Origin of the sequence: Bacillus sp. EKM501B, assembly GCF_011800505.1 — a bacterium.
GTDB classification, from domain to species: domain Bacteria; phylum Bacillota; class Bacilli; order Bacillales; family Bacillaceae_G; genus Bacillus_A; species Bacillus_A cereus.
Genome location: NZ_JAALFZ010000004.1, coordinates 39,271 through 53,639 on the forward strand (window position 1 = coordinate 39,271; position 14,369 = coordinate 53,639).

A 14,369-nucleotide genomic window follows, 5' to 3' on the forward strand; every position below is an offset into this window, starting at 1 on the left:
GACTTATCGGAAATATTTGTATAATATGTACTTAATTCCATAACGTATTGCTGATTGGAGAAACCAAAGGCATTTTATCTGTTGATAAAATGCCTTTGGTTTTTTTATTGCACAAATACTGAATCTGTTCATTTATATGAATCATTTTAAGGAGGAGAAGAAATGACTGTTTCAATTGATGGGGTATCAAAATATTTTTTGAAACAAACTGGTACTGTTCAAGTATTAGAGAATATTAATTTTCAATTAGAGAAAGGGGATTTTGTTACAGTAATTGGTCCGAGTGGGTGCGGAAAAAGTACATTACTAAAAATTGTTGCCGGTCTAGATAATGATTTTGAAGGGGAAGTTGTTATTGACGGGGATCCTATCTTAAAACCGAGTAAGAAACAAGGTTTTATTTTTCAAGAACATAGGCTTTTTCCATGGTTAACAGTTGAAGAAAATATAGCGGCAGATTTGTCGTTAAAAGATAAGTATGTGAAAGATAAGGTGAGAGAATGGGTTGAAATCGTTCGGTTAGATAGCTTTGAAAAATCGTATCCGAAAGAGATTTCAGGCGGGATGTCACAACGTGTTGCGATAGCGAGAGCGTTATTAAGAGATCCGAATGTATTATTACTTGATGAACCTTTTGGAGCGCTGGATGCTTTTACTCGAAGTCATTTACAAGAAGTATTGCTAAATATTTGGGAGCAGAAGAAAACAACAATGATATTCGTTACACATGATATAGACGAAGCGATATATCTTTCAAACCGAATCATCATTATGAGTGCAAAACCAGGGAAAATACATAAAGTGATTGAAAATAATTTGCCTTATCCGCGAAATAAAACTTCTCAATCGTTCCAACAACTTCGAACGAAAGTATTACAGCAGTTTGAATATGGAGGGTTGATTCAAACAAGTATATAGGAAAAGGGTGATTTTATATGTATAAAAAATTAAAAATTCTTTCTTTTGCTTTAGCTATATCAGTATGTTTGTTAGGATGTGAAAAAAGTACAGCAAGTAGTAAGAAAGAAGATGTAACAATACAAATTGGTATACAACAAGGATTAAGCCCGCTATTACTAGCAAAGAAAAAGGGATGGTTTGAAGAGGAGTTTAAAAAAGAAGGAGTTAAAGTGAAATGGACAGAGTTCCAAAGTGGACCTCCTTATTTTGAAGCAATCGCATCAAACCGGTTAGACTTTGGTGAAGTAGGGAATTCTCCAGTCATTTCAGCGCAAGCAGCAGGTATTGGATTTACCGAAATCGCCAATACAAGTTATGCGAGAAAAGGAACTGGAATTCTCGTTCAAAAAGATAGTAAGATTGCGAGTGTAAAAGATTTAAAAGGTAAAAAAATTGCAGTAGCAAAAGGAAGTAGTGCCTTTAATTTATTATATCGAGCACTTGATAAAGAAGGTATTGATGCAAAAGATGTAAATGTCATTCAATTACAACCAGATGAAGCGCAGCCTGCATTCGAATCAGGATCAGTAGATGCATGGGCGATTTGGGACCCTTTCATATCATTACATACGTTAAATAAAGGTGCGAAGGTGATTGCAGACGGTGAAACATTAAATGTCTCTTCACCAGAATTTTTAATTACGAGGACAAAATTTGCGAAAGAACATCCAGAATTAGTTGAGAAATTCCTCAAAGTTTATGAGAAAGCACGTGTATGGCAAGATGCTAACTTAGATGAAGCAATAAAAGTATACACTTCTGTAAAAAAGATAGATGCAGAGATTGTAAAAGAAGTGTTTAATCACGACAAACCAATTTTAGTTCCGGTAACTAAGGAAATAATAGCAGAACAACAAAAGACTGCGGATTTTCAATATAAGCTCGGTTCTATAAAGAAAGAAATTAAGACGGAAAAAGTTGTAGATAATTCTTTCGTAGAAAAAGCATTGAAAGCGAAGTGAAAAGAGGTTTTGTAAAGTGGAAAATACGAAAGCTGTTATGAAACCAGCGAGTATAACGATTAAGAAAAATGGCATAAAGAAGGTACGAAAGTTAAATGTAAAAGTTTTAGTAAGGGCGATTACTATACCGGTTATTATATTAATAATTTGGCAGTTGGCTGGCGTATTCGGTCTTGTTTCTAAAACAGTTTTACCAACACCATTAGATATTTTTCTAGCTTTCCAAGAGCTTATTAAAACAGGAGAGTTATTCGGCCATTTAAGTATTAGTGTATTCAGGGCTGCGGCTGGTTTCTTTATTGGTGGGGGCTTAGGAATCATTTTAGGAACGATTGTTGGATTTTCAACGAGAAGTGAGCAATATTTAGACCCATCTGTGCAAATGTTAAGAACTGTACCTCATTTAGCTGTTGCGCCGCTTTTCGTATTATGGTTCGGTTTTGGTGAAACATCAAAAGTGTTATTAATTGCAGATGGTGCATTTTTTCCTTTATACGTAAACGCATTTTTAGGTATTAGAGGTGTGGATTCAAAGTTATTTGATGTTGCGAGAGTGTTAGAGTTTAGTAAAAGAAAATTAATCACGAAACTAATTTTACCAGCTGCATTGCCTAACCTTTTACTAGGAGCAAGGTTATCGTTAGGTGTTGCGTGGGTGAGTTTAGTAGTAGCAGAACTTATGGGGTCTACAGAAGGTATTGGCTATATGATTATGGATGCAAGGCAATTTTCAAATACAGATATCGTATTTGTCGGCATAATTATATTTGCATTTGTTGGGAAGTTTTCTGACTCTCTAGTACGTTTACTAGAAGTGAAGTTTTTAAGATGGCGAGATAACTTTAAAGGTGAGACAGGGAATTAACATATAAATTATTAGGGGTAATTTATATAGAATGTGTTAGTATACGATTCAAAATAAATAAGGGGTGTGTAAAGGTATGGAATTATTATGGTTTATTCCGGCTTATGGAGATGGTCGATATTTAGGAACGACAAAACGAGGAAGAGCAGCTGAATATGGTTATTATAAGCAAGTTGCTGCGGCAGCTGATTATTTAGGATATACGGGTGTTTTACTTCCAACTGGTCAAGGATGTGAAGACCCTTGGGTGTTAGCTTCAGCTCTTGCTGCTGAAACAGAAAAACTAAAATTTTTAGTAGCAGTGAGACCAGGACTAATGTCCCCTACAGTTGCAGCGAGGATGGCATCTACATTTGATAGAATTTCACATGGGAGGCTGCTTATTAATGTAGTAGCTGGAGGAGATCCAGTTGAACTACAAGGAGATGGATTATATCTTGATCATGATGAAAGATATGAAGCAGCGGATGAATTTTTAAAAGTTTGGAAATCGACATTGCAAGGTGAAACGATCTCTTTAGAAGGAAAACATATTAAAGTTACAGATAGTAAAGTTGTATTCCCACCAGTTCAAATACCATATCCTCCTATATATTTCGGAGGATCGTCAGCTGCTGGAAAAGAAGTAGCAGCTGAACATAGTGATGTATATTTAACGTGGGGAGAGCCGCCAGAGCAAGTGAAAGAGAAAATAGAAGAAGTAAGAAAACTTGCAGAAGAGAAGGGGCGTACAGTGCGATTTGGCATTAGATTACACGTAATTGTAAGAGAAACAGAAGAAGAAGCATGGGAAGAGGCAGAACGTTTAATTCAATATGTGGATAATGAAACAATTGAGCTTGCTCAAAAGACATTTGCAAGATATGATTCGGTTGGTCAAAAACGGATGACCCATTTAAATAAAGGTACGAGAGAGTCGTTAGAGATAAGCCCTAATTTATGGGCTGGAATCGGACTTGTAAGAGGTGGGGCAGGTACTGCACTTGTAGGCAATCCGCATACAGTAGCAGAAAGGATAAAAGAATATGAATCGTTAGGAATTGATACGTTTGTTTTATCAGGATATCCGCATTTAGAAGAAGCGTATGAAGTGGCAGAATTGTTATTCCCATTATTGAAAGACGAGAAGAAAGAAGAAAATAAAATTGTTGGTGAAATGATTGCTGATGCATATGCATTAAAAAAATAGTGAGAAATAAAGTTTCACTTATTTATTGCTCCATTTTGTTTACTGCCTGTTAACACGGGATAAAAAACCCGCAAGTTATTCGCTTGCGGGTTTTCATCGTAAATTATTAGAAAATATGGTAAAATTAAAGGGTAACTTAAGGTGCGGTTGGTTGTTCAATTATCACTTCTCCGAGTAGGAGGGGGGTGATAATACGTGAGTGAAATAGCGTTGCTACTGCAGGGTGGACTGTTTCTCGTTGCATTGTTAACGTTCGTCGTCGTTTTAATAGACAAGCTCAAAAAATAACAACCCACCTATGCCTATAGAATGTGGGTTGTTTTGTTTGTAAGAAACAAATAGGATAAATGAACAATCCAATCTGCTAAGTTACGTGGACTAGTGTGTAGCCGCACACTAGTCTTTTTTATTTATATACAATTTATAATTGGTTTATGTGATTGTATTGTTCTTTTCATACTCATTATAACACAGTGTCTTTTCATCAAGAAAGGAGACCGTATGTTCTGGTCTCTGTTATATAGTAGGTGCTTTTTCTTTAAACAGCCCATCCATATACTGTTTTAAACTTTGGACATAAAATTTCTGTGTATTCACATTATTTACACCGACAATGGGTGATGGAAGGTCAAATCTTTTTTCTGATAAATGAACGACAACATCAAAAATGTCAAACAAACGAATGAAGCAAAACAGACCGTCTTTATCGCTAAGTAAAATAAAGTAATGATTTTCACTACTTGTATTTAGCGTATTCCATAAAGAACTTTTGCTTAAATCACGTACAATGCTTTTTTCTTTTAGTTCCACGAAATCTGCATTTGAGAGAATGGTAGAGATATCAATCGCATCTTGATCTTCAAAGTAGCCATCAACTGTTTGTACAGCGAATGTATAAGCCATTTTTAATATACTCATTTTATATTTACGGTTATCCAATAGCAATTCACGTTGAATAGAACTGGCTACTTTCGTTACACGTTCCTCTTTCCAAATTTCATTATGTAAGGAAATATCGTGCTTTTTACATAGTTTCATAATTAATGCATTAGAATAAAGAATTTCGTCGCTTACTTCGACAACATCAGTCTCAGCAGCCGCAAGTTCCTCACCGTGCTCATTCGTATAGAGTGGGGAATCAATTTGTCTTTTCATTTGTTCAATCTTAAATTGACTCAATTTATGCCTAATTAAAGGACGATCAATATTTGTTGTCATTTGTTCATGACAAGTATCACAAATTGAGTTTGTGAAATAATATCCACATAATATTTCTGGAATGACATATTGTTCACTAAGTTCTTTCGTATCTTTTCTGCAAATGATGCATTGTGTCATTTTTATCACCTTTACCTGCAAATTTGTATATAATCTCATTGTAGTGTATTTATTGGTATTTTGGAATATTGTAAAGGAAAATATTATGTGAAATTCATACTTATTTTGGTACAATGAAGAGAAGTGCTAGTTTAAAGGAGGCCATTTTTTTGAAATCAAAAGTGCACTTTTGGACATTAGAAGTGCTAATGGTTGTAGGAATCATATTTATTTGCACAAAAATATCATTTTTATTTCAACCGATTGGTATCTTCATATCAACATTATTTTTCCCAATCTTAATCGCGCTTTTTTTATACTTCATATTTAATCCTGTATTAATCTTTTTGGAGAATAAAAAAGTACCTAGAAATTTAGCGATATTGCTGTTATATCTTTTTATCATAACATTAACTGCGGTTGGCGTTGGAGTAGTTGTTCCTACGATTTCACAACAGCTAATGGACTTAGTAAAAAATATGCCAGGCTACATAAAAGAGGGAAAAGTATACATACAAGAATTATCACATCATAGGTTGTTTGAATGGTTATCTACACAAAACTACGTTTCCATTGAAACAATTGAAAAAAATGCGATTGAATACTTAAAAGATATACCAAATACAATTACGTCGAGTGCAACGGCTTTATTTGGTATTATCACGAACGTTGCATTAGTTGTATTTACTGTACCGTTCATTTTATTTTACATGTTTAAAGATGGACATGCCTTTCCAGGAAAAGCGGTAAGTTTATTACCAGAGTCTTACCGTGAAGAGGGGCTTCGTATCATTAAGGAAACGAACGAAACATTATCTGCATATATTCAAGGGCAAGCGCTCGTTTGTATATTTGTAGGTGCGTTTACTTTTATCGGTTATTTAATTATCGATTTACCGTACGCTTTCGTTTTAGGAATTATTGCAGCATTTACAAACATCATTCCTAACTTAGGTCCATTTATCGGAGCAGCACCAGCTGTTATTGTAGGACTGTTCGTATCTCCGATGCAAGCCTTATACGTAATTATTATCGTAACAATTGTACAACAGTTTGAAAGTAATATTATTTCACCACGTATTATGAGCTCGAAATTAAACATCCACCCATTAACAATTATTATCCTAATTTTAGGGGTAGGTAACTTTGCTGGAATCATCGGAATGATTTTAGCAGTACCAGTTTATGCAGTAACAAAAACAGTTGTTTCAAATTTAGTGAGATTGTTTAAAACGAAGAGAAGTAATCGGAAATAGTAAAACCTGAGAAAGATACACCTCTTTTTAAGTGGTGTATCTTTTGTTTATAAAAAAATAATTAAAAGCGGGTTGATTTGATTTTATTATATATTTTTTATACATCAAATTCAGCGATGAACTTGTGTGATATAAGCTCTATAAAACTATGTGGAATCCCTCTGAACTATCCAAATCATTTCCTTACAGCGTGCTATCATCATCATAATCGACTCCTTTCAATTCTATATAGTTAAACGATTAAAGGTGAGTGTAGTATTTGCTTCTACGATCTCGAATTTCATCAATAACTTGTTTATATTGTCTTTCTTGTTTTAATTCATTTTGAGATATTGTTTCTTTTTGAATCGTAATCGTTAAAAAGAATAGGTGAAACTTCATATGTGAATTCCTCCTTTCGAATTGGAATTACAGATGACTACAGTAATGACTTTGTCTTTCTTTTACAGAATCCATAGCCTGATTAATTTGTCGTTCATGAAGCATTTCAGACTCAGAAAATTTATTTTTTTGAATGGTAATGGTTAAAAAGAATACTTTAAATTTCATAAAATAATTGCCCCTTTATAAGTGATTTAGAAAAAACGAGTGTAATAAGAAATTACAGGTGACTACAGTAATGACTTTGTCTTTCTTTTACAGAATCCATAGCCTGATTAATTTGTCGCTCATGAAGCATTTCAGACTCGGAAAATTTATTTTTTTGAATGGTAATGGTTAAAAAGAATACTTTAAATTTCATAAAATAATTACCCCTTTATAAGTGATTTAGAAAAGACGAGTGTAATAAGAAGATTGAAGCTCTTTTACTTCGTCCATAATATTTTGAATGTGTTGTTCACGTAAAATCTCTTTCTGTGAGAGCTTACGTTTTTGAATAGTGATTGTTAAAAAGAATGTTTTAAATTTCATGAATATATTACCCCTTTAAAATATATTTTTAATACATTTGAGTGTAGTATGAACTTTTAATGTCAGTTATTTTATCAGTCAGTTGTTTTAACTGTTGTTTACGATTGATTTCATTTTCAGATAAATTATTTTTTTGAAGTACAGTCGTAAAAAAGAAAATATGAAAAGTCATAAATGAATTCCTCCTTTCGAAAAGGAATTACAGGTGATCACAGTAAAGTGCTTGGCGCTCCTTAACATCATTCATAGCTTTTTCAATTTGCTCATTATGAAGAATTTCATCTTTGGAAATTATATTTCTTTGAATCGTAATACTTAAAAACAATACGCTAATAGTCATTGAATGTTGCTCCTTTCTTAGAAAAATAATGTAAGAGACTAAAAAATCGCGCAAAAAAACCACAGGAAGATACAGTTCTCCTATGGCTGGGCGTGAAAAAGCCACAGGAAAGTATACGGCCTCCTGTGGCGAATTTATGAATTAAATGAAATAAAGTACGATTTTCAATTCTCCATTAGGGTGGTCGAATTCATATTTAATTGTCCAGAAAACACAGGTGCAGTTAACGCTAAAGTTAATGCATGTAATTGTAATTTCATCATTTCCTTCGACCTCCTTTTAGAATTTTTTTCTTACGTTAGTAAGTATATACAATTAATGGATAATTGTAAACGTAAAAAATGAAAATTTTTAATTTTGATTAAAATGCGTATATTTAAAAGGGATTTGAAAGTAAATATTGTAATTAACGAAATATCGATAAAAATGGGGGATGCTAAATGAAATATATGCATCATAACATGATCGTTATGCTAACAATTTTTTTATTCATTGCGGCTTGTTCTAATGGAGAAAGAATAAAAGATATATATGATATTAGGTCAGATGATTTTAAGAAATATACTGGGACATACGTTGGTAATAGTTCAGATGTGGTTGCAATTGTTAATCATTTACCCGGTGGTGGAACAGTTCAAAGTATAAGTTTAGAAAATGAAAATATAAAAGTGAACTATGGCGCAAAAGAAAGTGGGGCTCTTACAGAAGAAATGATTGAGACGTATTGGTTTGATGAGAAGGATACGATGAAGAAGAATTTTTTCTTTAATGCTATATATTTAGTGATTTTAGTGCCAAATGCAAAAATTTATGAGTTTCAGGTAGAGAATAAAAACTTTAAGATAACGAGGGAAGAAATGTTATCAATTTTGCATAGAATATTCGATGATTTTCCAAAAGAAAAAGATATATGGGATAAAAATAAAGTTATAAAGTTCTTTAACGGCAATGAAGAAAAAATTAAAATGCTTGTGGAAGATAAAGATTTTCGGAAATCTTTATTTGCTAAATATCCAGTGAGCCAGTTGAAATAATGGAGGGGAGAAGATGGAGTTAGTATACAAAATTTCTTATCATAGAATACAGGACCTTTATTACAATTTTTGAAAGAAGACATTCCGTACATCCCGCATGTAACAGTCGGAAGAAAAGAAAGTGCCAAATTAGCTGCTGAAGTAGTGAAGGAGATTCCTAGTTTTCATGGGAAGTTAAATTGTGTGATTGATAGAATAAGCGTGGAGCGAATTGGAGAGAACGGGGAATCAATTATTGAATTTGAAGTGCCATTTTTAAAAAGCTGACAAAAGTCAGCTTTTTATTTCGTAGCATGAAGTAATGCACCAATTGCACCGCTATTACCACCATCTTGTAAAAAGATTGGTGTTTTATTTTGATATTCGGTGTAGCTACTTATAATATGTTGAAGTTGTACGTTATTACATAAAGTCGAACCAATATAAATAATATGTTTAATGTTTTTTGTTTCAGCGAATTGAAGGCTTAATGCAGTAACGACTTCACCGACAAGTCCTTGTATAGTAGCAAGTATGTCTGAGCTATTATATTTCGATTCTGAAATAGCGGCTTTACCAAAATTGCTAGCAGTTAAGTTATTATCGATAGGGGAAAGAATACCACTATAAATATCTCCAACCGTAATATCTAGTTCTTTTCTAGATCCTACTTTTGTTAGAGGGATTACATCTTCAAAATGATTTGTATTTGTTAACAATTTTGAAAGTCCCATAATAGTCCCACCGCCAACTCCGGTTCCACCAGCGCGAATATATTGTTCATTATAAACATAATGGATAGAAGTACCTGTACCGATATTGGTTAAAATAAAATTGTTTATAGTGTGTTTTTCTTCTTTTAATATGTATTGGACACCTGCAAGAGTAGATTCAAATTCGTTTAGCTCTATTATTTTATATGAACCTGTAAGCAGATGCTGTAATAGTTTCGATTTACCACCCGTAATACATATTTGTTTTATGCCATTGTTGTTTTTAATCCAATCTATTATTTTATGTTGTTCATGTGAATAAAATTTTTCAAAAGTTAATAGCTTTTTTTCGTTAAAATAAGCTATTTTCGTTAATGTGCCTCCAGCATCGATACCGATAGTACGTTCCATTTTCCTGCTCCTAACTACGTAATATGTTTTCCTATTTACTTAATTGGTTGAGAATAGATATTTCCAACTGATATAAGGAACACTTTAATCTGCTTGATATATTAATAGTTTTTCTATAGTTACAATAGGCTGGTCGTTTACAGTTGCAATACCTTTACCAAGAATAAAACCTCGGCGATTGCGCGTTAGCTCATAATGTAAATCAAGTTTATCACCGGGATATGCTTTTCCGTGGAATTCAACTCCATCTAAAGAGGAGAGAAATCCTAGTCCTTCAGAATCACTTGTATGTACAAATGCACTAAGCTGGGCAAGTGATTCTACAATTAACATATGAGGCATATGTTTTTGACTATCATTTATAAACCATTCGTTATTTGTAATGAGTTTATATCCTGTAACGGATTCACCTTGTTTTACATTTGTTACTTTATCAATCATTAAAAATGGATAACGATGGGGAAGCGTGTCTTTAATATGCATATGAAAGTACCTCCAATTAATAATACCCCTGCTAAAGTTAAGCAGGGGAGTGGGAACTAATTTTTAACTAATTCATCTACTTTTTCAAGGACGAAAATGCCGCTATTTCTAATATTTTCAACAACTTGTTGCAACACTTCTTTATCTTGAACGAGTGCAATACGTACGAAGCCTTCTCCATGAGGTCCAAATGCATGACCAGGTGTAACAACGACATTCGCACGATCCATTAATGCATAAGCGAAGTCTAGAGAAGTCCATCCTTGTGGAATTTCAGCCCAAACAAACATACTACCAGCTGGCTTATCGACATTCCAGCCAAATGTTCGGAATCCATCGACTAAAGTATCTCTCCGTTCTTGATAAATATCGCGGTTTTTCTCACAAAATGCAGCGCCATTTCTTAGTGCTACAGATGCCGCTTTTTGAATTGGTAAAAATACACCGTAATCGGTATTAGATTTAAATTGAGTAAGTGCACGAACAATTTCTTCGTTTCCAATCATATATCCAATACGGCTACCTGCTAAACTATAACTTTTTGACAAAGAATTGATTTCTACACCAACTTCTTTAGCACCAGGTACAGAGAGAAAGCTAATTGGCTTATTACCATCGAAATAAAATTCAGCATAAGCAAAATCATGGACAACGATAATATTATGCTTTTTCGCGAATGCGATTACTTCTTTAAAGAAATCTTCATGAGCCATTGCTGGAACGGGATTCCCTGGGAAGTTTAAAATCATCATCTTCGCTTGATCGGCAATTTCTTCAGGGATGACTTCTAAGTCTGGTAAGAAATCATTCTCTTTCTTTAAAGGCATGTAGTAAGATGTTGCACCAGCCATTTGAATACCTGTTTCATAAGCTGTATATCCTGGATCAGGAACTAATATAATATCACCTGGATTTGCATAAACCATAGGTAAATGAACGAGCCCGTCTTGTGAACCCATTAATAATAAAACTTCTTTATCCGCATTTAATAAAACGTTATGAGTGTTGTTGTAATATTCAGTTACAGCTTCGTGAAATTCTTGAATACCTGATAATGTATACCCATAGCTCTCTTTTTCACTCGCTGTATGTACCATTGTTTCTCTTACAAAATCAGCGGGCGGCATATCAGGATTTCCGATGCTCAAATCAATCATGTTATGACCTGCTGCAATTTTTTCTTTTTTATAGGCTCCTAATTCACTAAATATAGAAGATTGGAATGCTTTCATTCTAGTTGCTAACGTGTAAGTCATCAAAACCCCTCCTAAAAACAGTGCTTTCATTCTGCGTTTTTAATTATTCTGAAAACACATGTTTACATTTTATCATTTTTTTATGAAAATTAAAACGATTGACAAATTTAGAGGGAGGATTAGCCTATTTTGAAAAGTAACGATGTAAATAGCGTAGATATATTAATTGAAATGTGTATTATATGATTCATTTTATATAACTTAAGGTATTTTCTAGCTTTTATTAAGTATATTTCTCATGTTTTGAATAAAAAAGAATACGAAAACAAGGGCTATTTTTGCGGACGATTTCTAAAGTGAAATAACGCAGAAAATATTTTCTGCGTCTCCTCTGAAATGTAATCATTTCTTTTTATATGTGCATAATTTTTCGGCTGTCAAAAAGTATACATTTAATGTACCGTCGGCAACTTTTAAAGTTTGGTCCGATGTAAATGAATTACCATAATCAATGTGATATACATTAGAATTTTTGACAAATGAGCCTTTATATAAATCGTCTTTATTCTTTGTTGTTTGCATTTCTACTAAATTTTGCACAATTTCCTCTTTATTTTCTTTTTTGACAACTGTTTCAAATTTATAATATACAGGGCATTCACCTTTTTTATTGTCAACGACTTCCCAAGAACCGTATATATCGTTATTGCTGCATCCACTAAGTAGGATGATTAGTATAGGAATTGTAAGTAGAACCTTTTTCATTTTGTGCTCCTTTCTTTTAAATTTGAATAAACGTGCGAATACGATAGGGATATTATAATAAATAAAGTTTAAATTTTTTTAAAGAATTATTTAATTTCATATAAAAATTTAGGAGAAATTAAATAAGCATGAATCTAGTGTAAAGTCAGATTCATGCTAGTACTATAGCCTATGTTATGTCTTTTTTGAGGATAAATAAAGAGGAAAGCAGAATTACTATTCCATTTAATATATATACGCTTGCGATCATAAAGGCTAACGTACCTGCGCCAAATCCTGCTTTATCGAATATAGAAGCAAATGTTGCGATAGTCAAAAAGATAATGGGAGTCAGTAGTAAAAATATGAAACCTGCCACGATTCTTTTTTTTAAACTATGTCCAGATAAGGAAATGGCTAAAAAGTTTAGGATGCTAAACAGAGCAATTGCAAAGAGCAGGACAATAAATACTTCGATGCCATCAGACATTTTACCACTCCTTTTATAAAGAGTACTTTTTATAATCTATTCGAAATAAAAGGGGGATACTCCTTTAGGTAATTTCAATAAACGTAATAAATAGGCGTATTATAAAACAAAGAAGTATGGATTCAATATTAGACCCATACTTCTTTGTTTATTTTATAAATTTGCAGATTGCGAATGCTGTTTTTCATAATGTTTCTGCTTAGAAAGGGAAATAGAAATAATCAATAATGAAACGACTCCAAAGATGAGAACCATATATTGTAACCCAATTGTATCTAAGAAGAAGCCTGTGCCAAGTAAGACGATTTGGAACATAACCCTCTCAAACATATTACGGAATGAGAAGAGGCGACCGTGATAACTTTTTTCCACTTTCGTTTGGAAAATCGTCGACATAATAGGGAAGAAGCAGCCAACACTAAACCCAAACAAACCAAATGATGTAAGAGCCATCCATTTTATATCGCTAAAGAACAATGACAGATGTGCAAAAGCAGTACAAACTGCGAAGAAATATAGTAATTTTTCAGGTTTGAAATGATCAGATAGACGTTTAATTACGAAGGCACCTAACATAAATGCGACACCTTCAATTGTATATATGAACCCTTTAATCGTAGGATCATGTTGCATTTCGCTAATGTTAATAACCATTAAATTAAACCCAGCTATAAATAATAGAGGGATGATACTTAATATAAGTGCTGTAAAAGCAATAGGAATTCCTTTTAAAATACGAAATACTTCCATAAAGCTATTATCTTTTGCAGCTTGTTTACTTGGTGTTGTTGATTTTTTGTCTTCGAATTGTAGGAAGAAAGTCGAGAGGAATAATAAGGCGTATGCTGCCATTGAGAAGGCATACATGTACTGTAAACTCATCACAACTAAAAGAATTCCACCTAGTGAAGTGCCTGCAATACGAGCAATTGTACCAACATTCATATGTACACCGTTCATTTGTAATAACTCATGCTCACGTACGATGAGTGGAATTACAGATTGTAATGCAGGGAAATAAAATGCTGCTGAAATTTGAAGAGCAACCATAAATGCAATCATAAATGCGATACTTTCAAATTGAATAGCAAAAAACATGAAAATAACACTTAAAACTCGACCAAACCCAGCGTAAAGAAGAACTTTTTTCTTTTCATACTGATCGATGACACGGCCAGCCATAGGTCCAACTAGAACACCGGCTAATAGTCCGATAAATAATATAACTGATTTCATGAAATCAGAAGGGACATATTTTTGCATAAATTCAAGGTTGCCAAGAATACCAAGCCATAATCCTAGACCTGCAATAAACTCCCCAATTAGAACAATCCAAACGTTTTTATTACGCCACATAACATAAAACCTCTCCGTCTTTTAAAATGAAAAACTCGTATATAAAACCTCCTTATTTATGCATTATTTTCATACGAACTTTTTTAGAGTCAGAGTCTATATTACGTGTTTCATAATTGGATTTCAATCTTTTTGATTTGTCAAAAATTTGATGTGTTAATT

20 protein-coding genes and 1 pseudogene are annotated in these 14,369 nt (G+C 33.2%); 8 read left to right on the forward strand and 13 right to left on the reverse strand.

The features are described 5' to 3' along the window. The first annotated feature begins 162 nt into the window (after window positions 1-162). The 5 genes from HFD78_RS11070 to HFD78_RS29435 all read left to right on the forward strand — a co-directional run bounded on the left by HFD78_RS11070 (window position 163) and on the right by HFD78_RS29435 (window position 4,264). The gene (locus HFD78_RS11070; RefSeq protein ID WP_000218580.1) at window positions 163-918 is read left to right on the forward strand and encodes an ABC transporter ATP-binding protein; all 756 of its coding nucleotides are present in this window, start codon (window positions 163-165) and stop codon (window positions 916-918) included. Between the two features lie 17 nt (window positions 919-935). Continuing rightward, a complete protein-coding gene (locus HFD78_RS11075) occupies window positions 936-1,922 on the forward strand; it encodes an aliphatic sulfonate ABC transporter substrate-binding protein (RefSeq protein WP_000277087.1) in 987 nt (328 codons plus the stop codon). 16 nt (window positions 1,923-1,938) lie between these two features. Continuing rightward, the gene (locus HFD78_RS11080; RefSeq protein ID WP_000432134.1) at window positions 1,939-2,787 is read left to right on the forward strand and encodes an ABC transporter permease; all 849 of its coding nucleotides are present in this window, start codon (window positions 1,939-1,941) and stop codon (window positions 2,785-2,787) included. 76 nt (window positions 2,788-2,863) lie between these two features. Next, entirely contained in the window at window positions 2,864-3,976 is a 1,113-nt protein-coding gene (gene ssuD, locus HFD78_RS11085; RefSeq protein ID WP_000422258.1) for an FMNH2-dependent alkanesulfonate monooxygenase, read from the forward strand. Window positions 3,977-4,171: 195 nt separating this feature from the next. After that, window positions 4,172-4,264: a putative holin-like toxin gene (locus tag HFD78_RS29435; protein WP_001289320.1), complete on the forward strand. Its 93-nt coding sequence runs from the start codon at window positions 4,172-4,174 to the stop codon at window positions 4,262-4,264. Between the two features lie 228 nt (window positions 4,265-4,492). Here the strand turns inward: HFD78_RS29435 and HFD78_RS11090 are convergent, their stop codons facing one another. Continuing rightward, entirely contained in the window at window positions 4,493-5,314 is an 822-nt protein-coding gene (locus HFD78_RS11090; RefSeq protein WP_000189710.1) for an HNH endonuclease, read from the reverse strand. 149 nt (window positions 5,315-5,463) lie between these two features. Between HFD78_RS11090 and HFD78_RS11095 the strand changes: the two genes are divergently transcribed. Continuing rightward, window positions 5,464-6,549 (forward strand): AI-2E family transporter, encoded by a 1,086-nt coding sequence (locus HFD78_RS11095; RefSeq protein WP_000837892.1) that lies wholly within the window; start codon window positions 5,464-5,466, stop codon window positions 6,547-6,549. A 240-nt stretch (window positions 6,550-6,789) separates the two neighbouring features. On the opposite strand, the gene HFD78_RS11100 is transcribed toward HFD78_RS11095, so the two are convergent. From HFD78_RS11100 to HFD78_RS11125, 6 genes are read right to left on the reverse strand one after another with little or no spacing between them, the layout of a single operon-like run. After that, entirely contained in the window at window positions 6,790-6,930 is a 141-nt protein-coding gene (locus tag HFD78_RS11100; RefSeq protein ID WP_000668497.1) for a YrzI family small protein, read from the reverse strand. Window positions 6,931-6,957: 27 nt separating this feature from the next. Continuing rightward, a complete protein-coding gene (locus HFD78_RS11105) occupies window positions 6,958-7,098 on the reverse strand; it encodes a YrzI family small protein (protein ID WP_000669805.1) in 141 nt (46 codons plus the stop codon). 52 nt (window positions 7,099-7,150) lie between these two features. Continuing rightward, window positions 7,151-7,291 (reverse strand): YrzI family small protein, encoded by a 141-nt coding sequence (locus tag HFD78_RS11110; protein WP_000669805.1) that lies wholly within the window; start codon window positions 7,289-7,291, stop codon window positions 7,151-7,153. 26 nt (window positions 7,292-7,317) lie between these two features. Beyond that, entirely contained in the window at window positions 7,318-7,461 is a 144-nt protein-coding gene (locus HFD78_RS11115; RefSeq protein WP_065703860.1) for a YrzI family small protein, read from the reverse strand. Between the two features lie 28 nt (window positions 7,462-7,489). Then, a complete protein-coding gene (locus HFD78_RS11120) occupies window positions 7,490-7,633 on the reverse strand; it encodes a YrzI family small protein (protein ID WP_000142715.1) in 144 nt (47 codons plus the stop codon). A gap of 27 nt (window positions 7,634-7,660) precedes the next feature. Beyond that, window positions 7,661-7,801: a YrzI family small protein gene (locus HFD78_RS11125; RefSeq protein WP_000156176.1), complete on the reverse strand. Its 141-nt coding sequence runs from the start codon at window positions 7,799-7,801 to the stop codon at window positions 7,661-7,663. A gap of 440 nt (window positions 7,802-8,241) precedes the next feature. Here HFD78_RS11125 and HFD78_RS11130 point away from each other — a divergent pair, with 440 nt between their 5' ends. Next, on the forward strand, window positions 8,242-8,835 hold the full coding sequence (locus tag HFD78_RS11130) for a DUF4825 domain-containing protein (RefSeq protein WP_065703863.1): 594 nt from the start codon (window positions 8,242-8,244) through the stop codon (window positions 8,833-8,835). Window positions 8,836-8,883: 48 nt separating this feature from the next. Continuing rightward, window positions 8,884-9,102: pseudogene (locus HFD78_RS11135) on the forward strand (2'-5' RNA ligase family protein); the annotation flags it as partial. Between the two features lie 14 nt (window positions 9,103-9,116). On the opposite strand, the gene coaW reads toward HFD78_RS11135, so the two are convergent. From coaW to HFD78_RS11165, 6 genes are all read right to left on the reverse strand, one after another. After that, window positions 9,117-9,938 (reverse strand): type II pantothenate kinase, encoded by an 822-nt coding sequence (coaW, locus tag HFD78_RS11140; RefSeq protein ID WP_000442495.1) that lies wholly within the window; start codon window positions 9,936-9,938, stop codon window positions 9,117-9,119. 84 nt (window positions 9,939-10,022) lie between these two features. After that, window positions 10,023-10,421 carry a 3-hydroxyacyl-ACP dehydratase FabZ family protein gene (locus tag HFD78_RS11145; RefSeq protein WP_000547659.1) on the reverse strand — a complete coding sequence of 133 codons (399 nt, stop codon included), beginning with the start codon at window positions 10,419-10,421 and terminating at the stop codon, window positions 10,023-10,025. 56 nt (window positions 10,422-10,477) lie between these two features. Further along, complete coding sequence (locus HFD78_RS11150; RefSeq protein WP_000222700.1) at window positions 10,478-11,677, reverse strand: LL-diaminopimelate aminotransferase; 1,200 nt, start codon at window positions 11,675-11,677, stop codon at window positions 10,478-10,480. Between the two features lie 342 nt (window positions 11,678-12,019). Then, window positions 12,020-12,382 (reverse strand): hypothetical protein, encoded by a 363-nt coding sequence (locus HFD78_RS11155; protein WP_000757017.1) that lies wholly within the window; start codon window positions 12,380-12,382, stop codon window positions 12,020-12,022. A 169-nt stretch (window positions 12,383-12,551) separates the two neighbouring features. Beyond that, on the reverse strand, window positions 12,552-12,851 hold the full coding sequence (locus tag HFD78_RS11160; protein WP_065484089.1) for a hypothetical protein: 300 nt from the start codon (window positions 12,849-12,851) through the stop codon (window positions 12,552-12,554). Window positions 12,852-13,004: 153 nt separating this feature from the next. Then, the gene (locus HFD78_RS11165) at window positions 13,005-14,207 is read right to left on the reverse strand and encodes an MFS transporter (RefSeq protein ID WP_000269261.1); all 1,203 of its coding nucleotides are present in this window, start codon (window positions 14,205-14,207) and stop codon (window positions 13,005-13,007) included. Window positions 14,208-14,369 lie beyond the last annotated feature (162 nt).